The organism is Streptomyces sp. NPDC054932, assembly GCF_053610205.1.
The window spans coordinates 20,054-40,497 of record NZ_JBSGXU010000063.1 but is presented as its reverse complement, the minus strand read 5'-3'; the positions used below and the strand labels follow the sequence as shown (position 1 = coordinate 40,497).

Annotated in this window: 16 protein-coding genes and 2 pseudogenes; 7 read left to right on the top strand and 11 right to left on the bottom strand. The window is 71.5% G+C overall.

Features of this window, described 5'->3' with window-relative positions; all coding sequences use genetic code 11:
* Positions 1-151 (top strand): annotated as a pseudogene (locus ACWGE1_RS19135) (IS701 family transposase); the annotation flags it as partial.
* Between the two features lie 24 nt (positions 152-175).
* On the opposite strand, the gene ACWGE1_RS19130 reads toward ACWGE1_RS19135, so the two are convergent.
* The gene (locus ACWGE1_RS19130; RefSeq protein ID WP_453421667.1) at positions 176-874 is read right to left on the bottom strand and encodes an HAD family hydrolase; all 699 of its coding nucleotides are present in this window, start codon (positions 872-874) and stop codon (positions 176-178) included.
* Between the two features lie 49 nt (positions 875-923).
* Positions 924-2,333, bottom strand: a complete 1,410-nt coding sequence (locus ACWGE1_RS19125; RefSeq protein WP_453421666.1) for an Ig-like domain-containing protein — start codon at positions 2,331-2,333, stop codon at positions 924-926.
* A gap of 218 nt (positions 2,334-2,551) precedes the next feature.
* On the opposite strand from ACWGE1_RS19125, the gene ACWGE1_RS19120 reads away from it, so the two are divergent.
* A complete protein-coding gene (locus ACWGE1_RS19120) occupies positions 2,552-3,058 on the top strand; it encodes a GNAT family N-acetyltransferase (RefSeq protein WP_453421665.1) in 507 nt (168 codons plus the stop codon).
* A gap of 57 nt (positions 3,059-3,115) precedes the next feature.
* On the opposite strand, the gene ACWGE1_RS19115 is transcribed toward ACWGE1_RS19120, so the two are convergent.
* Positions 3,116-3,589: a hypothetical protein gene (locus ACWGE1_RS19115; protein ID WP_453421664.1), complete on the bottom strand. Its 474-nt coding sequence runs from the start codon at positions 3,587-3,589 to the stop codon at positions 3,116-3,118.
* A gap of 190 nt (positions 3,590-3,779) precedes the next feature.
* On the opposite strand from ACWGE1_RS19115, the pseudogene ACWGE1_RS19110 reads away from it, so the two are divergent.
* The 3 genes and pseudogenes from ACWGE1_RS19110 to ACWGE1_RS19100 all read left to right on the top strand — a co-directional run.
* A pseudogene (locus ACWGE1_RS19110) lies at positions 3,780-4,760 on the top strand (NAD-dependent epimerase/dehydratase family protein); the annotation flags it as partial.
* Positions 4,746-5,042: a CPCC family cysteine-rich protein gene (locus ACWGE1_RS19105; RefSeq protein WP_453421672.1), complete on the top strand. Its 297-nt coding sequence runs from the start codon at positions 4,746-4,748 to the stop codon at positions 5,040-5,042. The pseudogene ACWGE1_RS19110 and the gene ACWGE1_RS19105, both read left to right, overlap by 15 nt.
* Before the next feature lie 102 nt (positions 5,043-5,144).
* On the top strand, positions 5,145-5,741 hold the full coding sequence (locus ACWGE1_RS19100; RefSeq protein WP_453421663.1) for an excalibur calcium-binding domain-containing protein: 597 nt from the start codon (positions 5,145-5,147) through the stop codon (positions 5,739-5,741).
* Between the two features lie 91 nt (positions 5,742-5,832).
* On the opposite strand, the gene ACWGE1_RS19095 is transcribed toward ACWGE1_RS19100, so the two are convergent.
* The 3 genes from ACWGE1_RS19095 to ACWGE1_RS19085 form a co-directional block, all read right to left on the bottom strand.
* Complete coding sequence (locus tag ACWGE1_RS19095) at positions 5,833-6,660, bottom strand: class I SAM-dependent methyltransferase (protein WP_453421662.1); 828 nt, start codon at positions 6,658-6,660, stop codon at positions 5,833-5,835.
* A 122-nt stretch (positions 6,661-6,782) separates the two neighbouring features.
* Positions 6,783-8,825 (bottom strand): prolyl oligopeptidase family serine peptidase, encoded by a 2,043-nt coding sequence (locus ACWGE1_RS19090; RefSeq protein WP_453421671.1) that lies wholly within the window; start codon positions 8,823-8,825, stop codon positions 6,783-6,785.
* Between the two features lie 95 nt (positions 8,826-8,920).
* Positions 8,921-9,970, bottom strand: a complete 1,050-nt coding sequence (locus tag ACWGE1_RS19085) for an AI-2E family transporter (RefSeq protein WP_453421661.1) — start codon at positions 9,968-9,970, stop codon at positions 8,921-8,923.
* Between the two features lie 169 nt (positions 9,971-10,139).
* On the opposite strand from ACWGE1_RS19085, the gene ACWGE1_RS19080 reads away from it, so the two are divergent.
* Positions 10,140-11,432: an MFS transporter gene (locus ACWGE1_RS19080; RefSeq protein ID WP_453421660.1), complete on the top strand. Its 1,293-nt coding sequence runs from the start codon at positions 10,140-10,142 to the stop codon at positions 11,430-11,432.
* A 5-nt stretch (positions 11,433-11,437) separates the two neighbouring features.
* Here ACWGE1_RS19080 and ACWGE1_RS19075 read toward each other — a convergent pair whose 3' ends face one another.
* From ACWGE1_RS19075 to ACWGE1_RS19065, 3 genes are all read right to left on the bottom strand, one after another.
* Positions 11,438-11,611: a hypothetical protein gene (locus tag ACWGE1_RS19075; RefSeq protein WP_453421659.1), complete on the bottom strand. Its 174-nt coding sequence runs from the start codon at positions 11,609-11,611 to the stop codon at positions 11,438-11,440.
* 314 nt (positions 11,612-11,925) lie between these two features.
* Positions 11,926-12,735, bottom strand: coding sequence for an MBL fold metallo-hydrolase (locus ACWGE1_RS19070; protein ID WP_453421658.1), 810 nt, complete (start codon positions 12,733-12,735; stop codon positions 11,926-11,928).
* A gap of 105 nt (positions 12,736-12,840) precedes the next feature.
* Entirely contained in the window at positions 12,841-13,800 is a 960-nt protein-coding gene (locus tag ACWGE1_RS19065; RefSeq protein WP_453421657.1) for an aldo/keto reductase, read from the bottom strand.
* A 114-nt stretch (positions 13,801-13,914) separates the two neighbouring features.
* On the opposite strand from ACWGE1_RS19065, the gene ACWGE1_RS19060 reads away from it, so the two are divergent.
* The gene (locus ACWGE1_RS19060; protein ID WP_453421656.1) at positions 13,915-14,874 is read left to right on the top strand and encodes an endonuclease/exonuclease/phosphatase family protein; all 960 of its coding nucleotides are present in this window, start codon (positions 13,915-13,917) and stop codon (positions 14,872-14,874) included.
* Here the strand turns inward: ACWGE1_RS19060 and ACWGE1_RS19055 are convergent.
* Together ACWGE1_RS19055 and ACWGE1_RS19050 are read right to left on the bottom strand one after the other, a co-directional pair.
* The gene (locus ACWGE1_RS19055; RefSeq protein WP_453421655.1) at positions 14,858-16,384 is read right to left on the bottom strand and encodes a hypothetical protein; all 1,527 of its coding nucleotides are present in this window, start codon (positions 16,382-16,384) and stop codon (positions 14,858-14,860) included. The two genes, ACWGE1_RS19060 and ACWGE1_RS19055, sit on opposite strands and share 17 nt — an antisense overlap.
* Positions 16,377-20,126, bottom strand: coding sequence for a bifunctional glycosyltransferase/CDP-glycerol:glycerophosphate glycerophosphotransferase (locus ACWGE1_RS19050; RefSeq protein WP_453421670.1), 3,750 nt, complete (start codon positions 20,124-20,126; stop codon positions 16,377-16,379). The genes ACWGE1_RS19055 and ACWGE1_RS19050 overlap by 8 nt, the downstream gene beginning before the upstream one ends.
* Between the last annotated feature and the right edge of the window lie 318 nt (positions 20,127-20,444).

Sequence of the window (20,444 nt, the reverse complement as noted above, 5' to 3'; positions counted from 1 at the left end):
GACCTGCACCGAGATCCAACGCCTGTTCACCACCCTGACCAGCCGGGCCCACGACCTCGCGCACCGACTCCGCTGGTCACACTGGCGACGCCGACACCAGGCCCGCGCCCGCGACTGCCACTACCGACGGCAAGCAGCCGCCCAGCCATGAAGATCACGATCTACGGCTGGAGTACTAGCCCGGCCCGAGCAGGTTCAGGAGCGGGGTCAGGCCCGCGGGCCGTTGATCGACCGGGAGGTGGTCGACGAAGTGCACCGGGCAGCCGAGCGCCCCGGCGCCGCCGTCCGCGCGGCGGTCGTCCCCGACCATGAGCACATCGGCGGGGGCCAGGCCCAGACGCTCGCAGGCGGCCCGGAAGATCAGCGGATCGGGCTTCTGGGCGCCCAGCTCGAAGGAGAGCACGTAGGCGTCGACCAGCTTGTCGAGCCCGTGGGTGCGGAAGACGGGCCGCAGGTCCCATCCGATGTTGCTGACCACGGCCACCGGGAGCCCCCGCCGACGCAGTTCGCGCAGGGTCGGTGCGGTGTCCGGGTAGGGGCGCCAGGCGGCGGGGGTCATGTGGCGGTCGTAGAGCGCGCCCGCCAGCTCCGGGTCCGTGACACCGGCCGCGCGGATCAGACCGCCGTAGGCGGCCCGGTGCTGCTCCACGCTGATGTCCCGCCGGTCCCAGAGGGCTTCGAGGTGCTCCGGCATGTGCCGGGGCGACGGCCCGCCGGGCAGCGCGCCGTACTCGGTCAGCCGCCGCACCGTCTCGCCGAACTCCTCCTCGGCCAACTGGACGCCGGTCTCCGCGAGGGCGGCGCCGAGCCACTCCTCGGTGGACTCGACGCGCAGCAGCGTGCCGGAGAAGTCGAACATCACTCCTTTGATCATGTGGTGATCGTAGGTCAGGCCCGGGCCGCCCATGGTCGGCCGGGCGGGGTCAGGTGGTGGGGTGCAGCCTGGACGGGGTGGTCGGTGAACTCTGCGGGCTCCCGTCGACGTTCGCCAGGGCGCTGCCTGCCAGCCAGGTCCGCCAGTCCACATTCCAGTCGCCGAAACCGTTGTCGAAGGGGGCCATCTTCGCTCCGCCGCTGTTGACCACCTCCACGATGTCCCCTTCGCGGACGGTGTCGAAGAACCAGGCGGCGTCCTCGGTGCTCATGCCCGTGCAGCCGTGGCTGACGTTCTCCTCGCCCTGCGCCTCGACCGACCAGGGCGCGGCGTGGATGTACTCGCCGCTCCAGGTCACCCGGGTCGCGTAGGAGACGGGCAGGTCGTAGAACTCGCTGGTGCCGCGCTTGATCCCGACGGTGTCGCCGCGCATCCGGACCTTGGGCTCCTTGCGCAGCACGACCTTGATGCCGCTGCGCGTCCTGAAGCCCGCCTTGCCGGTGGTGACCGGGATCGTCCTGATGACCCGCCCGTTGCGGCGTACGGTCATCCGGTGGGTGGCGGAGTCGGTGACCGCCTCGATCCGGTCGGCGATGGTGAACTGCACCGCGTCGGAGGGGCCGCCGTAGCCCCCGTCCCCGACCTCGACCCCGTCGAGCCCGCTGCGGACGCGGACGACGGTGTGGGCGGGCCAGTACGTTCGCGGCCGGAAGTGCAGGGTGGATTCGTCGACCCAGTGCCAGGCGCCCTCGACCTGGGGTTCCGAGGTCACTTCCAGGGCCTGCTCCAGCCGGGCGCGGGCCGGCAGGTCGTCGGCGGGCACCGGGCGGCTGAGGCTGGCCGTGACGATCTCGCCCGCACCGTACGTGCCCGGGCGCGGCCCGAACTCGACGGTCAGCCTGCCTCCGTCCGCGGGCGGCGCGGTCCGGAACGCCATGGTCACGCCGACCGGGCTGCCGGCCGCGTCCTGGGCGCCGACCTGCACGGTGTAGGTCTCCCCCGCCCGCAGCGGCTCGCTGTTCAGCCAGCGTTCGCTGTGCGGGGCGAGCTCACCGGCCAGGTGCCGGCCGTGCGCGTCGCGTACGGTCACGTCCGTGAGGCGGCCCGGATCCGCGAGGGCGATCTGGAGCGGCCCGCCGGGGTCCGTCGGGAGCACCTGCGCCGCCCGGGCGGCGCGAGCCGTCTCGCCGAGGGAGGGCTCCTTCAGTACGGATCCCACTCCGCGCGCGGTGGCCCGTACCCGCTGCTCCTGCCAGCCGCTGCACAGCCCGGGCCGGAACATGCGCACCGCGCACGGCCCGTCGCCGGACCCGCGGCCCTCGTCCAGCACCCTCCCGACCAGCAGCGTGACCGCGGCCTCCCGCGGGGGGCCCGCGAGGGCGCCCTCCGAGGGGTCCGTGTCGGGCGCCCGGCCCGGTGCTGCGGCGACGACCAGCATGGCCCCCGTCACCGCAGCCACGGCGCCCCACGCCTTGGTCGGTTGTCTCCGTCGCATTCGTGGCATAGCCGTATCAAACCGATGGGGAGCCAAAATGATGATCATGACCCGGCCCTGCGGCCGAACGGGCACTCAAGAGAACTCGGACGGAGCACAGAAACCGGCCCGCGACGAGCGGGGAACGGCCACGTACCCGATACTCGGGTGCCCCCGGCCGCGCCCCGCGTGACAATGCGGCCATGGTTATCCGTACAGCACGGCTGGATGAACTGCCCCTCCTCCAGGACATCGAGAGGGCTGCCGGGCGCTGTTTCCGCGACATCGGCATGCCGGAGATCGCCGACGACGAGCCGCTGACGCTCGACGAGCTCGCAGCCCACCAACAGGCCGGGCTGGCCTGGGTCTCGGTCGACGGGGCGGATGCCCCGGGCGCCTACCTGATCGCCGAGCGCGTCGAGGGCGGCCTGCACGTCGAGCAGGTGTCCGTCCATCCGGACCGTGCGCGCCGCGGGCTCGGCCGGGGCCTGCTGGAGCACCTGGCGGATTTCGCGAGGCGCGAGGGTGCGCCCGCACTGACCCTCACCACCTTCACCGAGGTCCCCTGGAACGCCCCCTACTACGCGCGCTGCGGGTTCCGGATCCTGGACGACGCCGGGCTCACACCCGGGCTGCGGGAGATCCGCGACCGCGAGGCGGCGCACGGCCTGGACCGGTGGCCGCGCGCCTGTATGCGACGGGACCTGTGACGAGCGACTTCGATCGATCTCGATCGATCCTGCTCGTTTCCGACCATCCCGACCGGCTCAGACGCCGGCCGAGGCCATTTCGATGATCGACCGGTAGTGGGCGGCTGCGGACACGACACAGGCGCGGTACGTGCGGTTGTCCCTGACCACCAGGAAGTAGTCCCTGATCTGCTTCCAATACTGGCGCAGGTAGCCGAGGCCCGGCATGAACCCCGGGGGCCTCGGCACCAGGGCGAAGGCCTCGGAGCACTTCAGGATCCCGCCGGTCACCTCCGACAGGACGTCCGCCACATCGGCGTTCATGTTCCAGCCCGCGGCCAGTTCCGGGGTCCAGATGGATCCGGCGATCTCCCGCAGCCGTTCCTGTTCCTCGGGGGTCGGGTCGCTCCGGACCGCGGAGCTGCCCGCCGTGACCGGGTGACCGCCGACGACTCCGGCCGCCGCCTGCGCCGGCCCCGCGGCGCCCACCGCCAGCAGAGCCCCCGCCGCGATCAGCGCGACCGCCGAAAGCCTGAGTGAACGCACCATCATGTCCGCCCCTCCCCTGTAACCGGAAGTCCCGTGCCGGAACCGGCCGTTGAGATTTCCATGGCCCCGGCACGCGGTCAACGGCGCCCGGGAGGACATGGCCGATCCCTTTCCGTGCGTACCGGTGCACCGTCCTCTTCGCCGAGCGCGAACCGGTGTCGCCGGTACGCACACGATGTGCTGAGGTGGCCGGATGGATCTTCTTGTACTGGGCGGGACCGCATGGCTGGGGCGTGAGATCACACGCCAGGCACTGGAGCGGGGCCACACCGTGACCTGCCTCGCGCGCGGCGAGAGCGGCGGCGTCGCCCCCGGTGCACGGCTGGTGGCGGCGGACCGCAACCACGGATCCGCCTACGCGGAGCTCCTCGGTCGCGACTGGGACGCCGTGATGGAGGTGTCCTGGCAGCCTGCCTTCGTCCGCGGCGCACTCGCGGCCCTGGCGGGACGGGCCCGGCACTGGACCTACGTCTCGTCCATCAGCGCCTACGCCGACCACCGCACGGTCGGCGCCGACGAGTCGGCCGCACTGCTGGCGCCGACCGAGGGGCAGCACGTGGGACGGGAGGAGTACGGGGAGGCCAAGGCCGCCTGCGAGGCCGCTTCGCGCGCCGCGGTGGGAGACCGGCTCGTCGTCGCCCGGGCGGGCCTGATCGGAGGGCCGGGCGACGGCAGCGGACGGTCGGGGTACTGGGTCGCGCGCTCCGCACGCGAGGTGGACCAGCCCGTGCTCGTACCCCGCTCCCCCCACCCGCCGACCCAGGTGATCGACGTGCGCGATCTTGCGGGCTGGCTGCTGGACCTCGCGCAGGAGGGCACGACCGGAACCTTCGACGCCGTCGGGCCCGTCGTGCCCTTCGACGACTGGGTCGAACTGTCGCTGCGGGTCGGCGGATACGACGGACCGGTGGCGCCCGCGGATCCGCAGTGGCTCCTGGACCAGGGGGTCGGCCCGTTCATGGGCCCCGAGTCGATGGCCATGTGGATGCCCGATCCGGCGTGGGCCGGATTCTCCGCGCGCAGCGGAGCCGCGGCGCGCGCGGCCGGGCTGAGCCACCGCCCGCGCGCGGAGCTGCTGGAGGACATCCTGCGGTGGGAACGCTCCGAGGGGCTGGAGCGCCCCCGCCGGGCCGGCCTGAGCACGGCCCGCGAGCAGGAGCTGCTCACGGCACTCGCCGACGGACCGGCCGCGGGCCCGTTCCCGTGCATCGTCTGCGGGAACCTGACCGTCGGGGTGCCGGGGCACCACGAGATCTGCCCCGTCTGCGGCTGGCAGGACGACGGCGGGGACTACCGGGACCCCGACCGCTACGTGGGCGGCCCCAACCACGTGACGCTGCGCGGGGCCCGGGAGAACTACCGGGCCTTCGGCGCCAGCGAGCGGCGGCGAGCCGACCGGGTCCGGCCGCCGCTTCCCGCGGAGGTCCCGCCCCCGGACGGGGGTCCGGCTTCCTGACCCTCGATCGAGATGGCTCAATTTCTCCATTCCACATGGCTGGATTCGGCTGGCTTGCTTAACTGGGCGCCCAGCCTTCTTCATGTCCATGGCAGGAGATCCTTGTACCCGAACCCTCCGCAGCCGCACCCCTACGCGCCCGCCGAGCCCCCGACGCCGCGCTGGCACCCGGCGCTGGCCGTCCCGGCCGTCGCCGTCGCCACGCTCCTCGTGCCCCCGGTGGGCGCCGCCCTGGCCTTCCTCGCCCGCTGGGGCAGGACCGGCCGGATCGTGACGGTCGCGCTCGCCTCGATCTGGTTCATCGTCCTGGTCGCCTCGGCCTCGGACCCGAAGCCCCAGCCGGCGGCCGCCCAGCTCCAGCCCGCGCCGACGGTCACGGTCACGGTCACCGTGACGGCGACCGCGACACCCACCGCGACACCCACGGTCGCGGCCACGCCGACCGCCGAGCCCTCCCCCACGACCCCCGCTCCCGCGCCGCCGACCACGCCCGCCGCCCAGCCGGAATCCGCCCCCGCACCGGCACCGAAGCGCACGACCGAGCAGCCCGAGGACTCCTCCTCGTCCGGCGGGGGCGGCAGCGCCTACTACAGGAACTGCACGGCGGCCAGGGCGGCCGGGGCGGCCCCGGTCCGCCGCGGAGACCCCGGCTACGGCCGTCACCTCGACCGCGACGGCGACGGCGTCGGCTGCGAGTAGGCCGGACGCGCCGCCGACGGCCCCGGTCGGCGGACCGGCCCGGTGAGGGTCCGCCCGGTGAGGCGGTCCGCCCAGTGGGCCCGGCCCGCGGTCACCGCCGGGGCCTGGTCGCGATGGTCGCCGCGACGGTGACGGGCCGTTCGTAGACACCGCTCGGGTCGTGGTCCAGCAGGGCGCGGCGCAGCTCGGACTCGAACGCGTCCTTCCGGTCGCCGAACAGGTCCGGGCCGGAGCAGGGGCGGGAGAACTGCAGACCGACCAGCCGGTCCAGCGTGCAGCGGGTGGACTGCTCCCACGTGGTGGTCCCGACACGGGAGAACGCCGACTTCGCGAGATGGTCCTCCACGTCCTGAAGGACCTTCAGGCCCTCCGGCCGCGCCAGTTCGTCCGGCTCCGCCGGGCCGTGCGCGGTGCGGTGACCGGGCCCGAGGAAGCGTGCGCACACCTCGTCGACGACGGCCGGCCAGGACGGACGTCGGCCGTGCCGCCCGGCCGCCGCCAGGGAGGTGACGACGACGATCCCGCCGCGCGGCGCGAGCACGGCGTCCAGGTCGTCCGGCACCCGGACCCGGTCCATCAGGTGGAAGGCCCCGCCGATGACGCAGAGGTCGATCCGGGGCAGGCACAGCCGGCCGATGCGGGCGGCGTCGCCGCGCAGCCAGGCGATGTTCGTGCTCCCGTGCTCCCCGGCGAGCCTGGCCCCCTCGGCGAGCATGGCCGGCTCCGGGTCGACGGCGTAGACCTGCTCGGCCAGCGGGGCCAGCGGCAGGGCGATCGTGCCCGGTCCGGCGCCGAGGTCCAGTACGGTCTGGGAGCCGTCGAGCGCGAACCGGTCCGCGAGGAGCGTGTGGAACTCGGCCGGGTACGGGGGCCGGTGGCGGGCGTAGTACGGGGCGGCGGACGCGTACGGGGTGCTCATGGGGTCCTCCCTGGCCGGGGTCGCATCCGCCGATGGTGGAGCACAACCCGGCCCTCGGCAGCAACTGACCCCGCAAATCCCCCGTACGGATGCCTGCCGTTCACGTACGACCCGCAGTCCGATCAGTTATGCGGGGTCAGCCGCTCCCACAGGAAGGTGTGGACGAGGGCCTCGTTGAAGGCGGTCTGCCGGTGGTCGGTGGCGCCCGAGTGACCGCCCCCGAGGTGCTCGTGGAAGAGGACGGGATGCCCGTACTCGCGCAGCCGGGCCGCCATCTTGCGGGCATGACCGGGATGGACCCGGTCGTCGCGGGTCGAGGTGAGCAGGAGCAGCGGCGGGTACGCGGGCCCGTCCGCCCGGATCCGGTGGTAGGGGGAGATCCCCTCCAGGTGCGGCCGGTCGGCCGGGCTGTCGGGGTCGCCGTACTCGGCGATCCAGCTGGCCCCGGCCAGCAGCTTGTGGAAGCGCAGCATGTCCAGCAGGGGCACGTGCGCGACGACCGCGCCGAACAGTTCCGGGTCGCGGGTGAGCATCGCGCCCATGAGCAGCCCGCCGTTGCTGCCGCCCTCGATGCCCAGCTGGGCGGGGGTGGTGATGTCCCGGGCGGTGAGGTCCCGGGCGACGGCCGCGAAGTCCTCGTACGCCCGGACCCGGTTCGCGCCGAGGGCCGCCTTGTGCCAGCCGGGCCCGTACTCGTGGCCGCCGCGGATGCCCGCGACGACGTACGTGCCGCCGCGCGCGAGCCAGGCGCGTCCGGTGACCGCGCTGTACTGCGGGACCATGGAGATCTCGAAGCCGCCGTACCCGTAGAGCAGGGTGGGGCCGGGGCCCGGGCGGTCCACGGGTCCGACGACGAAGTACGGCACCCGCGTGCCGTCGGCGGAGGTCGCGAAGTACTGGCGTACGGCGAGACCGGCCGTGTCGAAGAGCGCCGGGCTCTGCTTGAGGCTCTCGCTCTCGCTGTCGTCGCCGGCCGTGCCCCGGTAGAGGGTGGAGGGCTGGAGGAAGCCGGAGACCTGGTGGAAGTACTCGTCGCCGACGTCCGGGTCCGTGTCGGTGACCGAGGCGGTGGACAGCGGCGGCAGGCCCGGCAGCGGGGCGCGGTGCCAGCCGCCCTCGCCCGGGGTGAGGAGCTCCATCCGGGAGGAGACATCGGCGCGGGTGCTGAGGATGAGGTGGTGGCGGGTCCAGCTGTATCCGGAGAGGGCGGTGCGCTCGTCCGGGGTGAACAGCACTTCGGCCTCGCGCTCCCCGGCCAGGAAGGCGCCGAGGTCGAAGGCGAGCAGGCTGCCCGCGGGGTGGCCGAGCCACGGCGACTTGGTGGTGACGGTCAGCCACTCGCGGTGGACGCAGGCGCTCGCGTCGTCCGGCACGTCGATCTTCAGCGGCGGGGCGGCGGGGTCCTCCTGGAGCAGGAAGAACTCCTGGTTCCAGAAGTCGATCTGGCGGTGGACGAAGTCCCGCTCGAAGCCGGGGGTGTCGTCGTGCCATCCGGACGCGGTCATGTCCGTCGGCCGGCCCTCGTAGACCAGCTCGGCGTCCGCGAGGGGAGTGCCGCGGCGCCAGCGGCGTGCCTGGAGCGGGTATCCGGAGGCGGACATCGAGCCGGCTCCGAAGTCCGTGCCGATCCAGACGCGGTCGTGGTCGATCCACCCGATCCGGGTCTTGGCCTCGGCGACGGTGAACCCGTCCTCGACGAATTCCAGGGTCTCCAGGTCGAACTCGCGCACCACGCAGGCGTCCGCGCCGTCCCGGGACAGCAGGACGAGGGCGTGCCGGTGCTCGGGGCCCAGGACCCGGCTGCCCGCCCAGGCCCACTTCTCCCCCTCGGCCAGGGCGAGTGCGTCGAGGTCCAGGAGCACCTCCCAGGCCGGCCGGTCCGTCCGGTACTCCTCCAGCGTGGTCCGCCGCCACAGGCCGCGCACGTGGTCGGCGTCCTGCCAGAAGTTGTAGAGGTGGCGGCCCCGACGGACGGCGTAGGGGATCCGGCCGTCGTCGTCCAGTACCTCGCGCATCTCCTGTTCGAGCACCTTGAACCCGGGGGAGCCGGTCAGCGCGTCCACGGTCTCGGCATTGCGCTCGCGGACCCAGGCGAGGGCGGCATCGCCGGATACGTCTTCCAACCACAGGTAGGGGTCTTCATCGCTCATCAGGCGATTGTGCAGGAAGCGACGGCGGGTGTCCGCCGTCCGGACCCCGGAGCCCGCGGACCCGGAGCCCGCGGACCCCGGCCGTCGGTCACCGGCCGTCGTTCACTCCGTCAGTCCTCGGCCGCGAGGCGGGCGTCGCGCAGCGCCGTGTGCACCGACCAGGTCACCGAGACGAGCGGGACCGCGACCACCGCTCCGACGACCCCGGCCGCGATGGCCCCCGCGACCACCGAGATCGCCACCACCAGCGGGTGCAGCCGGACCGCCCGGCTCATCACCAGCGGATGCAGCAGATGACCCTCGATCTGGCCGATGACCACGATCAGCGCGACCACCAGGCCCGCGACGAGCGGCCCCTTCGCGGCCAGCGCGACCACCGCGGCGACCGCCAGAGCGACCGGCGATCCGATGAGGGGGATGAAGGCCGCGAAGAATTCCAGCACCGCCAGCGGAACGGCCAGCGGGACCCCGAGGAAGTACAGCGCCACCCCCACCAGGACCGCGTTGGTCGCCGCGACCAGGAGGATCCCGCGGGTGTACCCGGTGAACGTGCGCCAGGCCGCGCTCCCGGCGATCCCCACGCGAGCGCGCACCGACGGGGGCAGCTGCGCGCAGAACCACGACCACTGCCGGTCGCCGCCGTGCAGGAAGAAGAACGAGCAGAAGGCGGCGAGGGCGAGGACGGTCAGGACGTGCACCAGGCGCCCGGCCCCGCTGACCGCCGTACTGAGCACGGTGGAGCGGTGGCTCGACAGGTACTCGCCGAGGCGGGCCTGGAGGTCGGAGAGCGCGTGCGGGTTCAGCCGGAAGGGCGGTCGCTCCAGGTACTCCTCGATGCTGGCGAGTCCCTGGCGGAACTCCCGGGCCAGGGTGGTGCTCTCCCCGGCCACCGCCTCGCCGACCAGGGTCAGCACGCCCAGCAGGATCAGGGTGCTGCCCAGCAGGATGACGGCGACCGCGACCGAGCGGGGCAGGACCCGCCCGAGGCGCCGGGTGGGCCACCCCAGCAGGGCGGCGACGACGAGGCCGAGGAAGAGTGCCACGGCGATCTCGTGGAACCGGCCCAGCAGGGCGAAGAGCGCGTAGACGGCGGCGCCGACCACCAGCAGGCGCCAGGCGTACGACGCGGCCGTACGCAGGAACGCTGACACGGGCGGCATGACGCATGGATGCCACCGCGGGCCCGCCATGCCACGCGCCGGGTTCCGGATTCGCCCGTCCGTGGCGGGTGCGGATCCGGCCCCGGGTGCGGTGTCCCGGGCCCGGTGTGCAGCAAATGCGAAGAAAATCCGTTGCCGCGGCCGGTCCGTTTGCGGACTATGGCATCTCGTGAGCACTTCCCGATGGACCGCCCTACTGCCCGACACCACCCCGTTCCGCTCCAGCCGTGACTTCCGGCTGTTGTTCTACCAGGGGACGGTGACGTACTTCGGCTCTTTCATGGCGATGATCGCGCTGCCGCTGCAGATCAAGCACCTGACCGACTCGCCCCTGGCGGTCGGCGCGATGGGCGCGGTGGAGCTGGTGCCGCTGGTGGTCTTCGGGCTGTACGGGGGCGCGCTCGCCGATGCGGTCGACCGGCGGCGGATGATCCTGCTGACCGAGGCCGGTCTCGGGGTGCTCGCTCTGGTGCTGCTGGTGAACGCGCTGCTGCCGGATCCTCTGCTGTGGCCGCTGTACGTGGTCGCAGCGGGTGTGTCGGCGCTGGCCGGGCTCCAGCGGCCGGCCCTGGAATCGCTGATGGCGCGGATCGTGCCGCACGACCAGCTCACGGCCGCCGCCGCGCTCAACGGGCTGCGCTACCAGTTCGGTGCGATCGCCGGACCGGCGCTGGCCGGTCTGGTCGTGGCGTACGCGGGTCACGCGGCGGCCTATTGCGTCACCGTCGTCGGGTTCCTCGTCTCCGTGCTGCTGTGCCTGCGGCTCAGTCCGGCGCCGCCCGCGAAGGGGGCCGAGCGCCCCTCGCTGCGCGGGATCGCCGAGGGCGCGCGGTACGCGTGGAGCCGGCCCGTGCTGCTGGGGACGTACGCCGTCGACCTGGCGGCGATGTTCTTCGCCTTCCCCAACGCGATCTACCCCTTCCTCGCGGACGAGCTCGACGCGGTCTGGGCGCTGGGTCTGATGTACGCGGCGGGTGCGGTGGGCTCGCTGGTGCTGGGCATGACCAGCGGCTGGATGTCCCGGGGGCGCCGGCACGGGCTGCTGGTGGTGTGCGGGGCCGCGGTGTGGGGCCTGGCGATCGCGGGGGCCGGTGCGGCCCCCGGCATCTGGCTCGTGCTGCTGTTCCTGGCGGTGGCGGGCGCGGGCGACATGGTGAGCGGGCTGGGCCGGGCCACGATCTGGAACCAGACGATCCCCGAGGAGCTGCGGGGCCGGCTCGCGGGCATCGAGGTGCTCTCGTACAGCGTCGGCCCGCAGCTCGGCCAGGTCCGGGCCGGCACCATGGCCGGCTGGACCGGCACCCGTTCGGCGTTCTGGGGCGGCGGGCTGGCCTGTGTGGCGTCGGTGGCGGTGCTGGCCGCACTGCTGCCGAAGCTGATCTCCTACGATGCCGACACCGACGAGGACGCGCTGCGCCGCCGGGCGGCCCGGGAGGCGGAGCCGAGCGGCGCCCCGGCCTGAGGCCGTCAGCTCTCGTTCTCGGCGAGGATCCGGTCGGCCGCGTAGTGCGGGCAATTGAGGGCGTGCCAGGTCACCGAAAGCGACCTGGCCCCGGTCCTCAGGGTCCGCACCGCGCCGTCGGCGGCAGTGGCCTTGCAGAAGGGGCACACGACGGTCTCCGGGCGCAGTAGATCGAACATGCCGTGTCCTTCCCGCAGGTTTCTCACACCGGACCAGTCCAGAACTATCAAATCCGGCGCCATTCGGCCGCAGTACCCACAAGTACGGATGACATTAGGGGCTTTGACCGAGCGGGAAGTGCGGTGGGACGGGGTGCCGGAGGCATCCCGGGGCGCCGACCGCGCCACCGGGAACCCTTGCGGCGGAGCGGAGTTCGGTCTCCCGCGGGGCGCCGACGGCCGGACCGGCCGTCACTCCGGCGAGGCGGGTGACGCCGTACGGGTTGCGGGCGGCCGGGGCGCTGACGGGAACGCCGGCCGGGGTGGAGGACAGACTACGCGGGACCTCCGGGCTCGAAACCCGCGAGCATCTGTTCGAGCGCGGCCTGATCCGGCCCCGTGAAGGGATCGATGCCCGGCACCGCGGCGATGGTGTCGATGAGCTGCGCGGTCAGGCCCACCGCGGGCGGCAGGTGCGTGCACAGGACGGTCTGCGGGTCCATCGCGCGCAGGGGGTCCACGGTGGTCAGGAACCGGTCCGGGTCCACGATCTGCACCCAGGGGCTGTCCACGCTCGCCCACAGCCGCTGGGCGGCCCTCAGGTCCTCGGCCGGCACCTGGGCGACGTCGGTGCTCATGGCGATGTCCGCGGTGGGCATGGCACCGCCGAAGCAGTCGGAACTGAAACAGGTCCGCGAGCGGTCGTCGTAGAAACCGACAGTGGCCGGGTTGTCGAACAGGGGCGGCCGGAAGGCGTGCAGCGTCCGGTCCCCCACGTCCAGACTCTGGCCCGGATTGAGGAAGTACACCCGGTCCATGGGCAGCGGCCGCTCGGTGGACATGATCCCGGCGCCCAGGAACGTGGTGACCAGCCGCGCCCCGGGTGCGGCTTCGAGCAGCGCGAAGAGTCCTCCCGTGTGGTCGCGATCCGGGTGGGTCAGCCAGATCCACCGCACGTCGGCCGGGTCGATCACCGAGCCGAGCGTGTCGAGGAAGTCCCGGTCCGGCAGGCCGAGGCCGGTGTCGACGACCACCGGCTGCTCGGCGTGCAGGACGAAGGCGTTGACCGGGAGGAATCCGATGCCGGGAACCTCCAGGCAGTCCGCGAGGACGGTGGTGTCGGGTCCCAGCTTGTGCGTGCCCATGGCGATCTCCACAGCTGTGCGAGGTACGGGTCCTCACTCCATCGTGGCGCCGTCCGCTTGCGCACGCGCGCGGGAGGGGTTAGGGCGGCCGGTGGCGGCGCGCGGTCAGGGCAGCGGCACACCGCGGGCCGTGATCCAGAGCTCGTACCACTCCTCGTGCGTGAGCTCGGGCTCCCGCAGCGCCGCGTCGCGGCAGGCACGGATCCGCTCGGGGCGCGCGCTGCCGATGACCGGGGCGACGGCGGCGGGGTGCCGCATCAGCCACCACAGCAGGACGGACTCGGGCGTGGTGTCCTTCTGCCGGGCCAGCTCGGCCAGCAGCGCCGCGGTGGCCCGTTCGGCGGGCGTCTGCTCGCTTCCGGTGAACCGGCCCTGTGCCAGCGCGCCCCAGGCCTGGAGGCGGATGCCGTGGTCGCGGCAGTGCTCCAGCGTTCCGAAGGGGAACCCGCACTGCGCGGACTGCGGCGTGTTGAGCAGTACTCCGGCCTCGACCCAGTCACGGCTGTGCAGGCTCATCTCCAGCTGGTTCGCCACCAGCGGGACGTCGAGGCGGGCCTGGAGGTGGGCGATCTGCGCGGCGCCCATGTTGGACACGCCGAAGCTCCGTACGAGGCCCTGGCGGTGCAGGGAGTTCAGCGCCGAGGCGATGGAGTCGGCGTCCGCCAGTGGATCGGGACGGTGCAGCAGCAGGACGTCGATCACATCGGTCCGCAGCCGGGTCAGGCTCTCCTCGACGCGCCGCGTGATGCTCTCCCCGCGCAGGTCGTAGATGCCCGGGCGGTCCTTGTCGCCCAGGCGGATCCCGCACTTGGTCTGGAGGGTGATGCGCTCGCGCAGCCCGGGCGTGCGCGCGAGCACCTCGCCGAAGACGGCCTCGGACTTCCCGTGCCGGTAGATGTCGGCGTGGTCGAAGGTGGTGATCCCGCTGTCGAGGGCCGCCCCGACGGCCGCCTCGGCGGCGTCGATGTCGGCGGGCCCGTAGGGATCGGGGTCCCAGCTCCCGCCCAGGCCCATGCATCCGTACAGCACCCGGTCGCCGCTCAAGCTCGTACTCGCGTTCGTCACCGCCCCAGCCTAGGCGGTGTCCGGCGGGTGCTTCACGGCACCCGAACGGGATGCGGAACCGTTCGTGCCGGGCCCGATGCACGGTCTGACCGGCGCATACCCAATGATGTCCGCATGCAGAGACACATGGAGACCGAGCGGTGGTCGCGGCAGCGGTCGCTTCGCCGCCGGTTCGGCCGCACGGCGACGACCCTGAGCCTGTTGACCACGGTCGCGTGCGCGTCGGCGCAGACACCCGATGCGGTCACGGGTGTGGGTGCGGGCGGCCGGGCGGCCGACGGGGTCTCCGTCGCGACGTGGAACATGTGCGGGGTGCGGCAGTGGAGCTGCGAGAAGACCGGGAGCCCGAAGGAGAAGCTCCAGCAGCTGCGCGAACTGATCGACGACTCCGACGTCCGCGTCCTGCTCCTGCAGGAGGTGTGTTCGGAGGACCTGCTCTCCTCGGCCCGGAGCCTCGGCCCGGAGTGGCAGTCCGTCTTCGAACCGTACGCCGAGGTGGACGCCAAGGGGCTCAGGACTCCCGTCGACTGCACCGGGCAGGGGCGGGGGCAGGCCGGCTACGGCCTGCTGGCAGCCTCCCGGCTCACCGACGTGGAGCTGATCCCGACCGAGCAGCCGACGGTGGGGCTGCACCGCGGGATCCTCTGCGCCCGGGTCCCCGCCCAGGGGCTGCGGGTGTGCAACGCGCACCTCTCGCTGCGGGAGAGCGACGACAAGCACCCGGACTGGGACTTCCGCGACGACCAGCTGAGCTCGCTGGTCGCCGCCGCGTCGACCGACGCCGCCACGGTCTTCGGCGGGGACTTCAACTCGCCGCCGCCGGTGGGCGAACGGGAAACCTCCGCCTGGATCTGGCCGTCGGAGACGTACACCACCTACCGCGAGTGCGACCAGAAGGGCAGCTCACGGGCGGGGCGCGCCACCCTCAAGGACGGCACGAAGATCGACTATCTGTTCACCCGGCTCCCCCGCACCGGCTGCAAGGTGGTGGACACCAAGGCGTCCGACCACCGGCCGCTGGTGATGTGGGTGAGCCGCCCCGAGGATCCGGCCGGGGTCAGTACCGCGCGTTGAAGTAGACGCCCTGGGCGGGGACGGTGTAGGTGTTGACGACGGTGAAGGCCACCGTGGTCCATGCGGCTGCGCCGCCCATGGCGTCCACCGCGACGGCCTCGATGAAGTGCGGGCCCTCGGGCCAGGCCCAGCCCGCGTCCCAGCTCCAGCTGCCGTCGGCCATCACCGCGGTCGCCCCGAGGCCGTTACCGTCCTTGTGGAACTCCACGCGCACGGCGCCGGGCGCATAGCCCATGAAGCCGACCGCGGGACCGGGTACCTGCTGCTGCGGGGACGGCGCCGTCACCGTCAGCACCACGGGCTGCGTCGGCACGGGCACCTGGGCCGGTCCCGGCGTCGGCACCGGCACCGGCACCGGTGCGGGTTCCTGCGCGCTGCTCGCCTCCAGGGCCGTGAAGATCACTTCGGTGCGCTTGGAGTGATAGTTGTTCGCGTCCGCCGCGAAGAGTCTGACCACGTGCCGTCCCCGGGCCCAGGGCTTCTCCCGCTGCCACGTCCAACTGCCGTCTGCGGCAACGGGTGCGGCGCCCTGGTACTTGCCGTCCTCCCAGACGCTGACCCGGACCGCGCCCACCGGAGCGGTCCCCACGAAACGGATCGCGTTCCGGGGCATCTGCGTGTTCGCCGCCGGGGCGACGACCACCGGGCGGGGGAAGGAATCCCCCTTCACCTGCGAGGTGTCGGCGAGATAGGCGTCGATGGCGGAGGTGTTGCGGTCCGGCTGTTCGTAGCCGTTGCGGACCATGCCGATGCGGGGCGTGATTCCGTCGACGAGGAGGTTGAGCAGACCCAGGACGGCCGGAAGGCTGCGCAGGGGCACCCTCCCGTGCGGGGCGACCAGGGGGGACTCGTTGTAGACGAAGTTGAAGTTGTCGTACCCCTGGAACAGCGCGAGGAGCGGTTCCACCTGGCGTGCGTAGTGCTCGTCCCTGGGCGAGGAGACGAGGTAGACGTTGGCCGGGCGGTGCACGCCGCCGCGCACCACTTCCGGCAGGACCATGTCGAGGGTGCGCAGGTTCGCCTGCGCCCGCTCCCCCGGGGTCACCCGGGCGGCGCCCGGCATGTCCTGCCCGACGTACGTGCCGGTCAGGAAGCGGGGCATGCTGGCGACGATGTTCTTGAACCCGTACTTCAGGCCGAAGTACAGAGCTGCGCCGGCTCCCTTGGAGGTGCCGAACAGGGTGCAGTCGTCCTGAGTCAGGGACAGCGCGTTCATGACGCGTGAGATGAGACCGGCGACGGATTCGTCGAGCGCGAAGTCCATCCCGTTGCACAGGTAGTGGCTGTTGTCCCCGTCGAACAGGTCGCGGACCCAGAGGATGTTGGCCCGGAGGTCGTGGAGCGGTCCGTTCGCTCCGCCGTATTCACCGGGCACGGCGTGGTTGGCGAAGACCACGATCAGATGACGGTTGCCGTTCTTCGCGTGCGAGAAGCGGTACTCGATGGGCACCGGCCCGGAGGACTCCACGCCCGTGAAGACGCGGCGCGCTTTCTGGGCTGCCTCAGACATGCTCGGAATCCATTCTTCTCACCGGCTGGCCCGGCATCCGGCCGAGGGTGTTCGCCTGCCAGGGGACGGACTGGCGCCCGATGTGACTGTCGGCCGTGCCGACGGCCGGCGCATGGGCCTGCGCGGGGTCGAGGTCCCCCCCGGCGATCAGGATGCGGTCGGTCAGTCGTGCCGAGGCGTAGCCGTCGTCGAGGTCGCAGAATTCCTGCTGGAACCAGCGGTAGCGGGCGGCGTAGCCGTGCTGGATGCGGTCGATGTTGCGGATCGCCCCGATCAGCTCCGGGGAGGTGTAGACCAGCGGACCGGGGGCGGACTGCTCGAAGTCGAAGTAGAAGCCGCGCAGGGTGTCGCGGTAGTGGTCCAGGTCGTAGGTGAAGAACAGGATCGGCCGCCCGGTGTTGACGAAGTCGAACATCAGGGAGGAGTAGTCCGTGATCATCACGTCCGCGATGAGCGAGAGGTCCGCCATGTCCGGGTAGTCGGAGACGTCGAAGACGAAGCCGTCGCCGGCGCCCGGTACGGGGTCCACGACGTTGGGGTGGCGCCGCACGAGCAGGACGTGGTCGTGGCCCAGCTGCGCCTTGGCCTCGTCGAGGTCGATACGGAAGTCGAGCTTGTACTTTCCGGGTGCGTAGAACTGGTCGTCGCGCCAGGTGGGCGCGTACATGATGGCCTTCTTGCCCGGCGGCAGACCGATGCGGCGGCGCACTTCGGCCGCCCGCTGCCCGGAGTCCGCGCGGCGCAGGACGTCGTTGCGCGGATAGCCGCTCTCGACCATCTCGCCCGGGAACTGGAAGGCCCGCTTGAGGATCGGGGTGCTGAAACTGTTCGGGGACACCAGCATGTCCCAGTTCTGCACCTCCTTCTCCACGCGCTCCAGGTACCGCTTGTCCGCGAAGTGCACGGCTTCGATGTCGTGCCCGATCTTCTTGAGCGGGGTGCCGTGCCAGGTCTGCACGACGACCTGGCCGTCGCGCTTCTCGAACCAGTCCGGAAGGTGGTTGTTGGCCACGACGTACTTAGCCCGGCCCATGGCCTCGTACCAGTCGGGGGACCACATGCGGACGGGTCGCGCGGTGGGGGGCACCTCCACCTGGTCGTCGCGCACCACCCACAGGTGCTCGACGTTCAGGCCCCGGCCGACCATCTCCTCGTGCAGCGCGCGCGGGCTGTCGGAGTACTGGGTCCCCTTGAAGGCGTCGAAGAGCACGGCCTGCATCACGGGCTTGCGGCGGGCCGCCGGGTACGTCTTGGTGCGCATCAGCTTCTGCCGGTACGGGCCGCGGGCCTCGTCCGGCATCGCCGAGTGGACCAGGAGCGAGAGCCGGTCGTACGCCTCGGACTGCAGCTCGTACCGGCGCTCGTTGCTGTTCATCTCGCTCGGCAGGGTGGGGATCAGACCCTGCGTCATCTTGACCATGAGGTCGCTGGAGCGGTTCTCCGGGGTGACCGCGGAGGGGTCCTGGCGGCGCAGGAAGAAGTCCCAGCGGCCGGCCGCCAGCGGGATGTCTCCGGCGAGGGTCCGCATGCCTGCCGGCGAAACGACGAAGCGGAACTCCCGTCCGTGCCAGGTGATGGGCACGACGCGCTCGGCGCCATGGGCCCGGGAGCGTACGACGATGTGCGCCGCGGCGAACTCGGCAGCGCTCAGCCGGTCCTCTGCCGCGTAGCTGACGGTGACCTCGAGGGAACCGTCCTGGAGCCACTGCGTCGACGTGGCCATCGGCAGCGTGTCCCGCTCGAACAGCACCACGTATCCGGAACCGTTGCGGTGCACGAAGACCTCGCGGTCCGCATCGTCGGTCTGCAGCGCGGCGGGGAGCCGGTAGTGGCCGTCCTCGGCTTCCTCCGCCATGACCGGATAGATGGCCGCCTTGCGGCCCTCGACGTGGAGGGTGGTCTTCCAGCCGTTGCTGCCGGTGTTCCAGGTCTGCGGGATTCCGCTGTCGTCCGCTCCGCGGTGCCCAGGCACCAGGGCCTTGAGCGGGATCCTGGTGACGAAGGTGAACCAGCCCTCGCCGCCGTACTTGAAGTGGACCCAGGAGTCGTGGCGGCCGGCACCGCCCATGCTGGTGACCCGGAACTTGCCCCACTCGGGAGCCTTGTCACCCAGGTAGACGCCGCCGAGTTCGAGGTGGTCGCCGACGACCCGGTGCCGGGTGATGCGGCAACGGACCCGCTCCACGCGGAGCTTGAGCTTGCCCTGCATGAAGAGCGGCACCACTCGGGTGTTCTTCTCCACGTACCGGTAGGGCGGGTTGGCCGCACTGCCCGCACCTCCCCTGGCTATGCCCTTGTAGCGGAACAGCCCGCGGCTCAGCACACCGGCGGCCACGTCCCAAGTTCCCTCGACCCACTGACCCTTGTGCTTGAGACGGGAAGTGTCGAAGCTGACCTGGAATCCGGACCAGTCGTAGCAATAGCGGTTCTGCTGCGAGTACTCGGTGGCCTGGGGGTAGTAGGTGGTCTTCGCCTTGGCCACCACCACGCGGCTCTGCTTCTTGTTGCGCAGCGCGATCGCCTTCATCGACATGTGCCGCTTGTGCACGTTGATGAAGCGGACGTAGGCGGACCCCTCCAGGATGAGATGGTCGGAGTCGTCCCACTGCGCCCGGGCGAGCGACCCGTGCAGCGAGAGTTCCTTGTCGAGCCGGTAGGCGCTCTTGTCGAGGCCGATCGACCGGTCGCCGAGATAGGGGTAGTTGAGGTAGCGGTGGAAGCGGCGCTGGACGGGCAGCGGCCCGCCCTTGCGCTCGAACTCGACGACGTCGAGCAGCTCCTTCAGCCGACCCTCGCGCACCAGCAGCCACTTGACGCGGGCGTCGGCGGGAAGCTCCTGGATGATGTCCGCGTCGGCCTCGTCCAGGAACTCGTTCGCCCACTGCATGAAGGCGTCCTGGTACTCCTCGTCGGCGTCCGGCAGCACCTTCAGGTGCAGCATCAGGTCCGATTTCAGGCAGGCCAGGTCGTACTTGCGCTTGTGGTCCGAGTAGGACCGGGCACGGTGTCCGGCCAGGAAGCGACTGACCGACTGGACCGCGGAGACCCGGTCCTGGAGGTTGCTGAATTCGGTGTGCCGCTGGGTGATGGAGGGCGCGGCGCCGCCCTCGCGCCGACGCCAGAAGTAGACGATGTCCGTGAGGATGTCGACCTTGGCGGCCCGGAAGTGGGCGAACATGTTGACCCAGGAGTCCTCGTACATGACCCCCTCGGGAAACGCGATGTAGTGGTAGTCCCAGAAGGACCGCCGGAACAGCTTGTTCCACACCGTGCGGTCATAGATGAGGTCGGGCAGCTTCGTGATGTGCGTGCCGCGCTTGCTCTTCTGCATGGGCGCCTTGTGCAGCGGGGACTGCCACCTCTTGGTGGAGTTCATCATCTGCACGTTGCCCGACACGAAATCGGAACCGGAACCTTCGAGGGTCTGCACGAGCAGCTCGTAGGCGTACTCGGGTATGACGTCGTCGCCGTCCACGAACGCGAGGAATTCGGCCTGCGAATGAGCGGCGCGAATGCCGACATTACGGGCATGACCCGGCCCCATGGACTCCTGTCGCAGGAGCTTGAACCTGGGGTCGCGGCGGGCGAAGTCGGCGGCGATCGCGGTCGAGGAGTCGGTCGAGCCGTCGTCGACCATGATCACTTCGAGGTCGGAAAACGTCTGCCTGGCTATCGATTCCAGACATTCCTGGAGGTATATCTCAACGTCCTGGAAGGGCACGACAACGCTCAGGCGGGGCATACCTGCCACTCAGAAAGCTCCTCGATCGTCACACTTCTCGGGGCGCACCGGGAGTTGCCGAGGCACGCCGCCAGACCCGCCCCTGAATCTGGTCACCCACCGCTCCCCGAACACTCGACCCGCCCCACCGTCCCCGGCCGCACACTTATGCGACCTTGACAGCGTGTGGGCAGCGTAGGGCAATCACTTAATGGCGAGCAAGTATTCACGAACGCTTCACCTGCTCAAGGCTTCACGTATGCGAATGAATGACCACACTCGGCATTCACCGAGGAGCCCAACTCCCCGCCGGTCCGGGGTGACGTGCGCAGACATGAC

Bases quoted from the DNA above. Each gene is read 5' to 3' on its own strand.
- ACWGE1_RS19130 (WP_453421667.1), bottom strand. From the start codon at position 874: ATGATCAAAGGAGTGATGTTCGACTTCTCCGGCACGCTGCTGCGCGTC.
- ACWGE1_RS19120 (WP_453421665.1), top strand. From the start codon at position 2,552: ATGGTTATCCGTACAGCACGGCTGGATGAACTGCCCCTCCTCCAGGAC.
- ACWGE1_RS19115 (WP_453421664.1), bottom strand. From the start codon at position 3,589: ATGATGGTGCGTTCACTCAGGCTTTCGGCGGTCGCGCTGATCGCGGCG.
- ACWGE1_RS19095 (WP_453421662.1), bottom strand. From the start codon at position 6,660: ATGAGCACCCCGTACGCGTCCGCCGCCCCGTACTACGCCCGCCACCGG.
- ACWGE1_RS19085 (WP_453421661.1), bottom strand. From the start codon at position 9,970: ATGCCGCCCGTGTCAGCGTTCCTGCGTACGGCCGCGTCGTACGCCTGG.
- ACWGE1_RS19075 (WP_453421659.1), bottom strand. From the start codon at position 11,611: ATGTTCGATCTACTGCGCCCGGAGACCGTCGTGTGCCCCTTCTGCAAG.
- ACWGE1_RS19070 (WP_453421658.1), bottom strand. From the start codon at position 12,735: ATGGGCACGCACAAGCTGGGACCCGACACCACCGTCCTCGCGGACTGC.
- ACWGE1_RS19060 (WP_453421656.1), top strand. From the start codon at position 13,915: ATGCAGAGACACATGGAGACCGAGCGGTGGTCGCGGCAGCGGTCGCTT.
- ACWGE1_RS19055 (WP_453421655.1), bottom strand. From the start codon at position 16,384: ATGTCTGAGGCAGCCCAGAAAGCGCGCCGCGTCTTCACGGGCGTGGAG.
- ACWGE1_RS19050 (WP_453421670.1), bottom strand. From the start codon at position 20,126: ATGCCCCGCCTGAGCGTTGTCGTGCCCTTCCAGGACGTTGAGATATAC.